A 12,324-nucleotide genomic window follows, 5' to 3' on the forward strand; every position below is an offset into this window, starting at 1 on the left:
GACAGTTCATAACTGGATCTATGCCCTTTTTTAGGTACTACGGCTTTTTTTAGGAATAAGCAAAGAAGAGGTTGAGCTGAGAGGAGGTCCGGTAGAGATGGGGAAGACATTAATTGACGTAAAGGACATTGTATTTCGTTATCACAAGGATGCGGACAAGCCCGCTTTAGATCAAGTGTCACTGCATGTGAATCAAAATGAATGGCTCGCCATTGTTGGTCATAACGGTTCAGGTAAATCCACACTTGCCCGTGTGCTGAATGGGCTCATTTTACCGGATGCTGGTACGGTCAAGGTTGGAGAGATTGAGCTCAAAGAAGAAAGTGTCTGGGATATTCGCAAAAAGGTCGGAATGGTCTTTCAAAACCCAGATAACCAATTTGTGGGCTCAACGGTTCGTGATGATGTGGCTTTTGGTTTAGAAAATAACGGGGTTGAGCGGGAATTGATGATAGAACGTGTAGATTGGGCTGTCAAACAGGTCAATATGCAGGAGTTTCTTGATCAAGAGCCGCACCATCTATCAGGCGGGCAGAAGCAGAGAGTCGCTATTGCAGGTGTGCTTGCCGCAAGCCCTGACATCATGATCTTGGATGAAGCAACATCAATGCTTGATCCGATTGGCCGTGAAGAAGTGTTAGAGACTGTTAGACTACTGAAGGAACAAGGAACAGTCACAGTCATTTCCATCACACATGATTTAGACGAGGCTGCCAAGGCAGACCGCGTCATTGTGATGAATGGCGGGAAGAAATTTGCCGAGGGAACGCCAGAGGAAGTATTTGAACTAGATGAACAGCTGGTTCAGATTGGACTTGATCTGCCATTCTCCTATCGATTGAGCAAGCAATTGAAGCAGCAAGGTGTGCCGCTTGCAAATGCCCATTTGACACAAGAAGGATTGGTGAAAGAGCTATGGACATTACGATCAAAGAATTAGAGCATCGTTATCAAATGAAAACGCCGTTTGAGCGTCTCGCTTTGTATGATGTCAATGCTTCCATCAAAGAGGGCAGCTATGTCGCTGTCATTGGTCATACGGGCTCTGGCAAGTCTACATTGCTGCAGCATTTAAATGGATTGCTCAAACCAACGAAGGGGAGCATTGCGCTTGGAGAGACAGTTTTACAAGCCAATAAAAAGCAGAAGGATATGAAACCCCTCCGGAAAAAGGTAGGCATCGTGTTTCAGTTTCCTGAGCATCAGCTCTTTGAGGAAACCATCCTCAAGGATATCTGCTTCGGCCCGATGAACTTCGGTGTTCCTCAAGAGAAAGCAGAAGCGAAGGCGAAGGAGATGCTGAAACTGGTGGGTCTTCCTGAATCCCTATTATCTCGATCTCCCTTTGAACTAAGCGGTGGTCAAATGAGACGTGTGGCGATTGCTGGCGTTTTAGCGATGGAGCCAGAAGTGCTTGTGCTTGATGAGCCGACTGCTGGACTGGATCCACGCGGGCGGAAGGAAATTATGGACATGTTCTATGACCTTCATCAAAAGGCAAACCTCACCACGATCCTAGTCACACACAGTATGGAGGACGCCGCTCATTATGCGGATCAAATGATTGTGATGCATAAAGGGACAGTGAAGGCGACAGGCACACCGAGAGAGTTGTTTGCCAATCGTACAGACATGTCTTCGTTTGGTCTCGACCTCCCGGAAACGATTAAATTCCAGCAGACTGTAGAAGAAAAGCTAGGTATTACGTTTCCTAGGCCGCTTCTGACCATGGATGAAATGGCAGAAGCCTTAACAGCTCTTTATCAGGAGGACACGACATCATGATGGATAGTATGATTATCGGCAAATATGTGCCAGGTTCATCCTTTGTCCATCGTCTTGATCCAAGGACAAAGCTGTTATCAATTTTCTTTTTTGTCTTTATTGTCTTTTTTGCTAATAATTACATCACTTACGGGCTGTTAGGTGTCTTTACCATTCTTGTGGTGATGGTTTCTCAGGTGCCGCTATACTTTATTCTCAAGGGAATGAAGCCGATCCTATGGATTGTCCTGTTTACCTTTATTCTGCATATTTTCATGACAAAGGATGGCGCCTTGCTATTCCACTTTGGTTTTCTGAATATTTATGAAGAAGGTTTAAAGCAGGGGATCTTCATTTCACTCCGTTTTGTCTATCTCATTATGATGACGACACTTCTTACGTTAACCACAACGCCTATAGAAGTGACAGACGGAATGGAGAAACTGCTGCACCCATTTCGTAAAATCAAACTGCCCGTTCATGAGCTTGCTCTCATGATGTCCATCTCTCTTCGGTTTATTCCGACTTTATTAGAAGAGACGGACAAAATCATGAAGGCACAAATGGCACGAGGCGTTGATTTTACAAGCGGACCTCTAAAGGATCGCATGAAAGCCATCGTTCCTTTGCTTGTTCCGCTTTTCGTCAGTGCGTTTAAGCGTGCAGAGGAACTGGCGACCGCGATGGAAGCGAGGGGCTACCGAGGGGGAGAAGGACGGACGAAATACCGTCAGCTCGTCTGGGGTATGAAGGATACGTTCACGCTGCTTCTATTCATCCTGTTAACAGCGCTTCTTGTGCTGCTTAGAAATTAGGTGATTCCTAGATGAAGGTCAAATGTACTGTATCCTACGATGGGACACATTTTAAAGGCTATCAGGTGCAGCCAGGGCAGCGAACCGTACAGACGGAGATCGAGTCTGCCCTTGCAAGAATGCACAAACAGGATGAACCGATTCCGATTGTGGCTTCCGGCCGGACAGACAGCGGTGTTCATGCAAAAGGACAGGTCATCCATTTTGAGACCCCGCTCTCGATCCCGATGGAGAGATGGCCTTTTGCCCTCAACAGCCTGCTGCCGGATGATATCCGTGTTTTAAAGGCTGAGGAGGTCGATGACTCGTTTCATGCCAGATTTGGTGTTGTTTCGAAGGAGTACCGTTATAAGGTCTCAACAGAAACACACCAAAATGTGTTCACGAGACAGTATGCCTGCCACTATCCTTACCGGCTGGATATCGATAAAATGAGAGAAGCCGCTGAGCTCCTGATTGGGACACATGACTTTACAAGCTTTTGTGCGGCCAATACAGAGGTTCAGGACAAGGTGAGGGTTATTTATGCCCTCGAGTGGAAAAACGTCTCAGACGGGCTTGAAATGCGTGTGAGAGGGAATGGTTTTTTATACAACATGGTGCGGATTATCGCTGGAACGTTGCTTGAAATCGGTTCTGGTAAATTTCACCCTGAGGAGATAAAAGCCATGCTTGCCGCCCGAAATCGCGAAGCGGCAGGCAAGACTGCGCCTAGTCACGGACTGTATTTATGGGAAGTTTTCTATGACAACTAAACCAGGTGTAACATGTTCTTGACACAGGAAGCAGAAAGTTATAAGATATCATATGGTATGTATTTCAACCCCACAAATAAGCCCCGGAAGACTTATCTGTGTTTTGAAATAGAACGTAGCATTTGATTCAAGGAAAATTCATTGATTTATTTAGGAGGGAAACTCATGCGTACAACACCAATGGCGAACGCAAGCACAATTGAGCGCAAATGGCTAGTTGTTGATGCGGCAGGCAAGACTCTAGGTCGTCTTTCTACTGAAGTAGCATCACTTTTGCGCGGTAAGCACAAACCAACTTATACACCACACGTTGATACAGGTGATCATGTCATCATCATCAATGCTGAGAAAATCGAATTAACTGGTAAGAAATTGACGGACAAAATTTACTACCGTCACACTATGCACCCAGGTGGTTTGAAACAAAGAACTGCTCTTGAGATGCGTACAAACTACCCTGAAAAAATGTTGGAGCTTGCTATCAAAGGTATGCTTCCAAAGGGTCCACTAGGTCGTCAAATGTTCAAAAAATTAAATGTGTACCGTGGTTCTGAGCATCCACATCAAGCACAACAACCTGAAGTTTACGAACTTCGCGGTTAATTATAAGGGAGGTTAACAATTTGGCACAGGTTCAATATTACGGTACAGGTCGTCGTAAAAGTTCTGTAGCGCGCGTTCGCTTAGTTCCAGGTGAAGGCCGTATCGTCGTTAATAATCGTGAAATTACTGAATACATTCCATTCGCTGCTTTAATCGAAGACGTGAAACAGCCTTTGAACATCACAGAAACAGCTAACAGCTACGATGTTCTTGTAAATGTTCACGGTGGTGGATTCTCTGGTCAAGCTGGAGCAATTCGTCACGGTATCTCTCGTGCTCTTCTAGAAGTAGATCCTGAGTACCGTACATCACTTAAACGTGCTGGACTTCTTACTCGTGACCCACGTATGAAAGAGCGTAAGAAATACGGTCTTAAAGGCGCACGTCGCGCACCTCAGTTCTCAAAACGTTAATCAATTTTATATTGTATGGACGTTTTACAAAGGTTTGTTACAGACAAACCTTATAAAAAAAGCATCAGCATCCTGCTGGTGCTTTTTTATTTGTGTTTTTTTCTGTTTGGAAACATATAAAATAGGATCATAGCAAGGTTTCTGTTTAAAAAACGAAGTCTATGGAGGGTGTCATATGAATCTAACAACAGAAAGGTGTATCATTCGATCATTTTCTGAGGATGATTGGCATGATGTTTATGCATATACATCTGATCCGGCGGTAATGAAGTATATTCCGGAAGGTGTTTTTTCTAAAGAAAATGCGCAGGAATTTGTTAAAAATAATCGTCTTAAAGCAGCCAAGAATTTTGCTGTCATATTAAAAGTAGATCAGATATGCATCGGGCATATCGTGTTCCATCCAACTTTTGGTGAGCACACATATGAGATTGGCTGGGTTTTCAATCCTGCCTATCAAAACAAGGGCTATGCATCAGAAGCGGCTTATGCCGTTCTGCATCATGGTTTTCACACTCTGAACTTACATCGAATCATTGCGACTTGTCAGCCTGAAAATGTGCCATCGTGGAGAGTGATGGAGAAATTGGGGATGAGGAGAGAGGGGTATTTTAAAAAATGTATACCACAAGGAAATGAGTGGTGGGATGAGTGTTACTATGCCATCTTACAAGAGGAATGGTTCGTGAAGAGGGCTTGATCAGTTTTCATAGTATGAAATACTTTGATGAAAAAGCAGCTGATCAAATCTTATATGAGAACGCTCTTAACTGGTATTTTGGTAAGTGAAAACAGTCTTCCATCCATCATAGGAGGTGCTTTCATTGAATTTAAATCAATTGACATTTAGAGAAGCCGTGCAAGAAGACCTCGACAAAATCGTCTTCATGCTTTCAGATGATAAGTTAGGTCAAAAGAGAGAGCGTTACACTCGCCCATTATTAGAAAGCTATATCAAAGCCTTTCATTCAATCGAAGCTGATCCAAATATTGAACTCATTGTTGCGTGTGATCAGGAAGGAGCAGTTGGTGTTCTTCAGTTAACCATGACGCCATTTCTTACACATCAAGGGGGATGGAGAGCATCCATTGAAGGAGTTCGTACGGCTTCGAGTCATAGAGGAAAAGGAGTCGGTTCGCTGCTTATCAAGTGGGCCATTCAACGCGCAAGCGACCGCGGCTGTCATATGATTCAGCTGACAACAGATAAACAGAGGCCAGAAGCACGACATTTTTATGAGAAATTAGGGTTTGAAGCCACTCATGAAGGAATGAAGCTGCATTTGCCCCATGAATAAGGATATCAAGAAGCGGAGGATTCAAGAGCCTCTGCCTTTTTTGTGCCTTTATTTGAAATATTTGTTATATTGAATATATAAATCCTATTTTGAAAGGAGAAACATGTTGCAGAAAATCGGTTTAAAGGAAACAAAAGAAGACCTTTTGACATTTGTCACAAAAAACAAAAAGGACGTATCAGTAACAATCATTGAAAATGAAGATGTGGTGTTAGAGTGGAATGGTGATCAAAAAACACCACTTGCAAGTACGGTAAAATTAATGGTTTTGTTTCATTTTGTTAAAGCTGTATCCAGCGGTGACATCAAGCTAGATGAAAAAGTGGCATTGGCGGACATAGAGCGGTTTTATATTGATAGAACAGATGGCGGTGCTCACACATACTGGCTAGAGGTCAACGCTTTTTCTGAGCATGCAACTTTATTAGATGTTGCCAAAGGAATGATGCAATTCAGTTCGAATGCTTGTACTGATTATTTGATTGACTTGCTCGACTTAGAAAAGATCAATGATCAGATGAAACAAGCAGGTCTCACAGAACATGATGAACTCATTCCGCTGACCCCAAAGTTGTTGTGGCCTGCTTATGTATCTGATCATGAGCAGGATGCATTAAAGCAAATGAGCGGTGTATCTCATGAACAATATAAATCTCTAATGAATGAGATTTTTAATATCATGAAAAATGACCCAGAGCATAAAAAGATGTTAGAGGAAAAAATAATGGAAAAGGACTTATTAAGCTTTCGTATTCAATCATTACTGACACAAAAGTTGACAAAGTCTACAACCAATCAATATGCACATTTTATGAAACGTCTGCAGGATGAGCTGTTAACAACAGAAGAAAAGGGTCTTTTTAGCCAAATTGTGCTGGGTGAAACATTGAAGACGGAAAAAGATCAATATATTTGGTATAAAGGCGGAGCGACATTGTTTGTTTTCACAGCGGCTTTATATCGAAAAACGGATATCTCATCTATATCCATTTCTCTTTTTATCAATGATCCAAAGGCGAAGAATTCTCACTGGATTGGGGAAGTATTCAACGAATTTATGCTTACTGCAGCAGTGGATCAAAACTTTCGACAACGTTTGATTCAGGCTATCACTACATAAACATCAAAAAACAGAGGGGCAAATCCCTCTGTTTTATTATTTCTGCATTGGAAACGCTTTGTATACATCTTGGCGTTTCTCTTTTGACTTCACAACTCCATCAACCAGTTCCTTTTGCCAAAGCGCTGTATCATCTTTGTACTTTTTAAAAGAGTGAGGGAGCTTTTTTTCTAGCTGTTTTCTTTTAAACGGGACGGACGGCTCATCGTTAGAGTTCATCTTGAGTGTTACTTGCTCTACATTATCGATAAGAATAAAAAGTGCGATTGCGTTGTATAAATACGTTTTTTCGATCGTGTCCTTTTGATCAAACCAGAAGGCGTCAAACTGTTCTTCTGTATAGCTGTCATTTTCTTTTGCCCCATATGTGACGTCTAATGCTTTTCCATCGATGATTTCAAATTCACGAATTACTCCTCCAGGAAGATTTGATAAGATTTCACGAATGGCTGAATTGTCACCGAGATACGTGTTTTTGTGTTTTGAAAGTTGTTTTAAGGATATGTCTTCTATTCCTTTTATATCGCTCTTTTTCTCTGTGGCTTGACTGCTGCATGCAGATAAGACGACTGTTAATAGCAGCAGGATATATATCCATTTCTTCATTGATTTTGCCCCTTTATCATTCTTTCTATATTAAATGTCTATTTTATCACAATTTTCCATTACGATCGTTCACTGACCGTCATTTCCATTTACTGAACTGCATGTTTTGTTCAAACCAACGAACAATACAAAGAAAAAAGGAGTTCAGTCCATGGCAGAAGTGCTTTCATTTTATCAATTGAAAATAAAACGAGATGTCACGCTTGAAAAGAAGCTTTTGCGTACATTGTCTCTTCAACAAGTAACGGCTGCTTCCGAAAAATTCACGAAGAAGCTGTTTCCATTTGCAGATGATCCAGCTGGTATTATGAGTGATGGCTGTATCGATTTCGCCATTGAAGCTTTTTTAGCTGGCGGGAGGTACGGTGAGTCGAGTAAATACGGCGAATCGTTCGACAATATCAAGAAGCGGTCCTCTCAGGAGGAAACTGAGCTGATAGAAGAGCTGGCAGGATGCTTGCAATCTTGGGGGAATATGTTCCGTATGGAGCGGAAGATGTCGTGTTTGTATCCATCTGCGAAAGAATTTTTAAGCATGTGGTGGCAGGAAGGCTTTCGTGAATCAGAAAAAAGACACAAGCTTCGGCTGCAGTAAGCATATTTCCAGCCCTTGTCCCATATCTATAAAATAATGGTGTATGGGAGGGACAGGGATGAAAAGAAAGCTGAAGTGGACAGGGTTTTTAATTGGGTTTATTGTCCTCTTATTCTTATTCAGGTTTCAATTTCTAAATGATGATTCGTGGAAGTCGTGGAATTTGCCTCTAAGCGGGAAGATCATTTATTTAGATCCGGGTCACGGCGGCCCAGATGGCGGGGCTGTAGGAGGAGAGCTGCTTGAGAAAGAGATTGCGCTAGATGTATCCATGAAGATACGTGACTATTTGCAAGAGCAGGGAGCGCTTGTTCTCATGACCCGAGAGGATGATTCTGATTTATCATCAAAGAATACAAGGGGATATGCCCGGAAGAAAGCGGAGGATTTAAGGAACCGCGTCAAAGTCATCAATGAATCTGAAGCGGATCTCTATTTAAGCATTCATTTAAATGCGATACCATCTAACAAATGGAGCGGGGCTCAGACGTTTTTTTACGGAAAGTATGAAGAAAATGAAAAGGCAGCGAAGTTCATTCAAGATGAATTGCGCAGAAACCTTGAAAACACAGATCGAAAGGCGAAGCGGATCAACGGCATTTATTTAATGCAAAATGTCACAAAGCCAGGAGCTCTTGTGGAAATTGGATTTCTCTCCAATCCAAAAGAGGCTGGCCAGCTGGCAACACCTAAATATCAGGATCAAATTGCCGCCTCTATTTATAAAGGGATTTTAAGATATTTAACAGAGCAAAAAGAGCCGCCTGAATAAGGGGCTTTTTCCTTTTGATCGCAGGCAAACAGGACAGACATTGTAAGGATATGTATGATATACTTGGATTGTAAACGAATTCAATAAAGGGTGAGGTTCTGCTATGATCGGACAAGATGATGTGAGAAAACTAGTTGGGAAGATGGACGAACCTTTCCTTCATATACCGCTTGGTGAGCTGGATGCCATCAAGGAAATCAGCCTAAAGCCTGAGAAAGAGCATGTGAGCCTTAAGGTGGCTATTGCAAAAACAGGCACTGCTGAGCAGATGAAGCTGCAGCAAGACATCGTACAAGCCTTGAAATCAGCAGGCGCTAACACAGTAGGACTTCGTTTTGAGGAACTGCCTCAGGAAACACTTGAAAAGTTTATGCCATCACAAGAAGAGGAAGAAACCCTGCTTAACTCTAAAAACCCGCCTGAGTTCTTAGCGATTGCTAGTGGAAAGGGTGGCGTTGGTAAATCGACTGTTTCTGTTAACCTTGCTGTAGCACTGGCTCGTCTAGGGAAAAAAGTCGGGCTGATTGATGCTGATATTTATGGCTTTAGTGTACCGGATATGATGGGGATCACTGTCAGACCAACAGTTAAAGGGGAAAAAATTATTCCTGTGGAGCGCTTTGGAGTCAAAGTGATTTCAATGGGCTTTTTTGTTGAAGAAAATGCACCGGTTATTTGGAGAGGGCCGATGCTTGGAAAAATGTTAAATAACTTCTTCCACGAAGTTGAGTGGGGAGAATTAGATTACTTACTATTAGACCTTCCGCCTGGAACGGGAGATGTGGCGCTTGATATTCATACAATGCTGCCTAGCTGTAAAGAAATCATTGTTACTACACCGCATCCTACGGCTGCCTTCGTTGCAGCAAGAGCAGGCGCAATGGCACTGCAAACAGATCATGAGGTGCTCGGTGTCGTTGAGAATATGAGCTATTATGAAAGCAAAAAAACAGGTGAAAAGGAATACGTCTTTGGAAAAGGCGGCGGGGACAAGCTGGCTGAAGAGCTGCGTGTATCAGTCCTTGGCCAAATTCCTTTAAGACAGCCTGATTGGAATGAGGATGATTTCGCGCCTTCTGTCTATGATGCAAGTCATCCGACAGGAGAAGTGTATCAACACATTGCGAATAAAGTCATTGAACAATTAGCAGTGAAAGCATAATGAAAGCCCGAGTGGATGAATGCCACTCGGGTGATGTTTAACTGTCGCTTCCTTCGCTGCCTTGCGATCCGGAATCACTGCTGCTTTCAGATGCTGCCTTTTTGAGCTCATCTTCGAATTTCTTCTTATAAAGAGGGCTGCTTAATGTTTCCGTAATGACTTTTTCTAAGTGCTTTCTAAACTCTTTGCTTTTTACCAGTTCACCGTATTTCTTTTCCATTTCAGGATCCTTGAGAATATCCATCATCAGTTGTTGATAGTCAGGATCCTTCATTAACTGTTTTAACATCCTTTCATGCTGTTGCTGCATGGATTTTGCGAAAGTCTCGGCAAATTTAGAATCCTCAAAGACCTTCTTCCAGAACTCTTTGCCTTTATCAGAAGTCAGTGTTTTCTCTATCGTTTTTTTCACAGTTTGTTCATCCATTACCAAAGCTTCATTCATTGCCTCGTCATTTAATAACTGTTGAATGGCCTTTTTACCGTCATCTGTCTTTAATATATCGACGACCATTTTTTTTGTTTCGTCATAGTCCATATTAGATGAGGATTGGGTTTTGGGAGCACAAGCTGTTAGAGATAAAAGAAGAAAACAGCTCACTATACGCAAGATGCCTTTTGACATACTGTGGCTCCTTTCGTTACATGTCTTACTTTTAATATGAATGTTTCACGTAAATTTATACATAACAAAAATAGGGGTTGGATCAATTCAATGAAAAGTCGGGATTTAGTTCGTTTTTTCTTCTCTGTGCTAGCTGTTGGAGCGGTCATTACAAGCGTGGTAGGCTTTGCGCTGGAGTGGGGAAAATATCAGAAGCTTTTTATATCGTTTGAAATTCTAGAGATCGCATCTGTGTTGTTTTGGTTCATTGGTGTAGGGATGATCTTTAGTGTCATTAGCCAGATGGGGTTTGTTGTCTTCTTGACGGTGCACCGATTTGCGTTAGAGATTTTCCGGTCACATTCTTTATGGAATACCATTCAGCTGTTTCTTGTGATTTTTGTGCTGTTTGATTTAGCTTACTTGCGATTTTTGTTTTTCGGGGAGAATGAATCATTTCTTCCATACTTGTGGCTGCCTTTATTTATCGGTGTGTTTGCTTTGATCGTGGCTTACTTTAAACAGCAGCAGTCCTCTAAGAAAACATTTATTTCTGCAATGTTTCTCATGGTCGTCATCACGTCGTTAGAATGGTTCCCGGCGCTCAGAGTCAATGAAGAGGACTGGCTGTATTTAATGCTATTCCCGCTATTAGGCTGTAATGCGTTTCAGCTGTTAGCGATGCCGCGGTTTTCAAAAGCGAAAGCTACTTAACTTCCGATGACTTTGTTTTCGTATTGGAGATCAGTTCGCCAACCGTCACATTTTTTAAATGCTTTTCTTTTATTTGTTTCAAAATAGCAGGTAAGGCTTGAGCGGTTTGGGTTGCTGAATCTGAGGCGTGAAGGAGAACAATGTCTCCGCTTTTCATTCGGTCATTTACATTCTGAACAATCTGGTCGACCCCCGGATTCAGCCAATCCTGTGAATTAATGCTGTAATGAACAACGGTATAACCGTACTGAGTGGCAATTTTCAGTGCTGTTTCGTTAAACTGTCCAGTCGGCGGTCTTAATAGTTGAATGTCATCTAGTCCAAGCTTTTGAAATGTATTTTGTGCACGGACAAGATCTTGCTTGATCTCACTATCCTCAAGCTGGCTATAATTTTTATAAGCATAGCCGAGGCTTCCGATTTGGTGGCCGTCCTCCCTAATTTGTTTCACGATATCAGGATGACGCTCAGCCCAAGAAGCAGACAGAAAGAAAGTGGCGTTCTTTATACCGTACTCTCGAAGAACATTTAAAATAGGAACAGCCTTCTCATCCCCCCAGCCAATATTAAAAGTGAGAGAGACATGCTTTGATGAAGTCTCTCCTTTATAAATGGCTCGGGGTCCATGTTCAGTTTTAAATACCGACAGCGGCGGTGCCTTTTGTACATAAAAAAAGGTTGCAGCTGCAAGGGCTGCTACAAGAATAATGACAACTTGCTTCAGCCGTTTAATAGGCAACACATATAATCGACTCAATTCAAACACTCCTGCCTTGTCCAAGATTGTTACTTGATTGTATGCAGGACAAGGGTTTAAGATGCTTAATAAAACTATTTCAAAAAAAGTTTTGAAAAGGCGTTGACCAAAAGAATGTTTTCGTGATATATTATTAATCGTCGCTGACACACAGTGACAAACACAAAACGCTTCGGGAAATAAACTTGAAAAAAGTTGTTGACATAAGATGAAGCGAAATGTTATATTATTAAAGCCGCTAAGAACGGCGAAGATGATCTTTGAAAACTAAACAAGACAAAACGTACCTGTTAATTCGAGTTTTTATAAAAAATCCTATGATACTTCATAGGTAGTCAGTCAAACA

16 protein-coding genes are annotated in these 12,324 nt (G+C 42.0%); 13 read left to right on the plus strand and 3 right to left on the minus strand.

Going from position 1 to position 12,324, the window contains the following annotated elements:
- Window positions 1-97: 97 nt before the first annotated feature.
- The 9 genes from AC20OE_RS18080 (at window position 98) to AC20OE_RS18120 (ending at window position 6,768) form a co-directional block, all read left to right on the plus strand.
- Entirely contained in the window at window positions 98-940 is an 843-nt protein-coding gene (locus AC20OE_RS18080) for an energy-coupling factor ABC transporter ATP-binding protein (protein WP_008356549.1), read from the plus strand.
- The gene (locus AC20OE_RS18085; RefSeq protein ID WP_039175989.1) at window positions 916-1,785 is read left to right on the plus strand and encodes an energy-coupling factor ABC transporter ATP-binding protein; all 870 of its coding nucleotides are present in this window, start codon (window positions 916-918) and stop codon (window positions 1,783-1,785) included. The genes AC20OE_RS18080 and AC20OE_RS18085 overlap by 25 nt, the downstream gene beginning before the upstream one ends.
- Window positions 1,782-2,579, plus strand: coding sequence for an energy-coupling factor transporter transmembrane component T family protein (locus AC20OE_RS18090; RefSeq protein WP_034283880.1), 798 nt, complete (start codon window positions 1,782-1,784; stop codon window positions 2,577-2,579). The genes AC20OE_RS18085 and AC20OE_RS18090 overlap by 4 nt, the downstream gene beginning before the upstream one ends.
- A gap of 11 nt (window positions 2,580-2,590) precedes the next feature.
- Window positions 2,591-3,334, plus strand: a complete 744-nt coding sequence (gene truA, locus AC20OE_RS18095) for a tRNA pseudouridine(38-40) synthase TruA (RefSeq protein ID WP_099662828.1) — start codon at window positions 2,591-2,593, stop codon at window positions 3,332-3,334.
- 165 nt (window positions 3,335-3,499) lie between these two features.
- Complete coding sequence (gene rplM / locus AC20OE_RS18100; protein WP_003217042.1) at window positions 3,500-3,937, plus strand: 50S ribosomal protein L13; 438 nt, start codon at window positions 3,500-3,502, stop codon at window positions 3,935-3,937.
- Window positions 3,938-3,957: 20 nt separating this feature from the next.
- Window positions 3,958-4,350 (plus strand): 30S ribosomal protein S9, encoded by a 393-nt coding sequence (gene rpsI, locus AC20OE_RS18105; RefSeq protein ID WP_039175996.1) that lies wholly within the window; start codon window positions 3,958-3,960, stop codon window positions 4,348-4,350.
- A 175-nt stretch (window positions 4,351-4,525) separates the two neighbouring features.
- Window positions 4,526-5,050: a GNAT family N-acetyltransferase gene (locus AC20OE_RS18110; RefSeq protein ID WP_372556298.1), complete on the plus strand. Its 525-nt coding sequence runs from the start codon at window positions 4,526-4,528 to the stop codon at window positions 5,048-5,050.
- Window positions 5,051-5,174: 124 nt separating this feature from the next.
- Window positions 5,175-5,648 carry a GNAT family N-acetyltransferase gene (locus AC20OE_RS18115; RefSeq protein ID WP_156417735.1) on the plus strand — a complete coding sequence of 158 codons (474 nt, stop codon included), beginning with the start codon at window positions 5,175-5,177 and terminating at the stop codon, window positions 5,646-5,648.
- Between the two features lie 106 nt (window positions 5,649-5,754).
- Window positions 5,755-6,768 carry a serine hydrolase gene (locus AC20OE_RS18120; RefSeq protein ID WP_372556299.1) on the plus strand — a complete coding sequence of 338 codons (1,014 nt, stop codon included), beginning with the start codon at window positions 5,755-5,757 and terminating at the stop codon, window positions 6,766-6,768.
- A gap of 36 nt (window positions 6,769-6,804) precedes the next feature.
- Here AC20OE_RS18120 and AC20OE_RS18125 read toward each other — a convergent pair whose 3' ends face one another.
- Window positions 6,805-7,374: a DUF4825 domain-containing protein gene (locus AC20OE_RS18125; RefSeq protein ID WP_059375243.1), complete on the minus strand. Its 570-nt coding sequence runs from the start codon at window positions 7,372-7,374 to the stop codon at window positions 6,805-6,807.
- A gap of 151 nt (window positions 7,375-7,525) precedes the next feature.
- On the opposite strand from AC20OE_RS18125, the gene AC20OE_RS18130 reads away from it, so the two are divergent.
- From AC20OE_RS18130 to AC20OE_RS18140, 3 genes are all read left to right on the plus strand, one after another.
- Window positions 7,526-7,969: a YbaK family protein gene (locus AC20OE_RS18130; protein WP_487269070.1), complete on the plus strand. Its 444-nt coding sequence runs from the start codon at window positions 7,526-7,528 to the stop codon at window positions 7,967-7,969.
- Window positions 7,970-8,027: 58 nt separating this feature from the next.
- Window positions 8,028-8,741, plus strand: coding sequence for an N-acetylmuramoyl-L-alanine amidase CwlD (gene cwlD / locus AC20OE_RS18135; protein ID WP_034283867.1), 714 nt, complete (start codon window positions 8,028-8,030; stop codon window positions 8,739-8,741).
- Window positions 8,742-8,844: 103 nt separating this feature from the next.
- On the plus strand, window positions 8,845-9,903 hold the full coding sequence (locus AC20OE_RS18140) for an Mrp/NBP35 family ATP-binding protein (protein WP_039176011.1): 1,059 nt from the start codon (window positions 8,845-8,847) through the stop codon (window positions 9,901-9,903).
- Window positions 9,904-9,940: 37 nt separating this feature from the next.
- On the opposite strand, the gene gerD is transcribed toward AC20OE_RS18140, so the two are convergent.
- Window positions 9,941-10,528 carry a spore germination lipoprotein GerD gene (gene gerD, locus AC20OE_RS18145; RefSeq protein WP_039176014.1) on the minus strand — a complete coding sequence of 196 codons (588 nt, stop codon included), beginning with the start codon at window positions 10,526-10,528 and terminating at the stop codon, window positions 9,941-9,943.
- Between the two features lie 90 nt (window positions 10,529-10,618).
- On the opposite strand from gerD, the gene AC20OE_RS18150 reads away from it, so the two are divergent.
- Entirely contained in the window at window positions 10,619-11,221 is a 603-nt protein-coding gene (locus tag AC20OE_RS18150) for a KinB-signaling pathway activation protein (protein WP_047203789.1), read from the plus strand.
- On the opposite strand, the gene pdaB is transcribed toward AC20OE_RS18150, so the two are convergent.
- The gene (pdaB, locus tag AC20OE_RS18155; protein WP_024425619.1) at window positions 11,214-11,978 is read right to left on the minus strand and encodes a polysaccharide deacetylase family sporulation protein PdaB; all 765 of its coding nucleotides are present in this window, start codon (window positions 11,976-11,978) and stop codon (window positions 11,214-11,216) included. The genes AC20OE_RS18150 and pdaB overlap by 8 nt on opposite strands.
- Window positions 11,979-12,324 lie beyond the last annotated feature (346 nt).

The organism is Bacillus sp. SRI_025 (assembly GCF_057592095.1).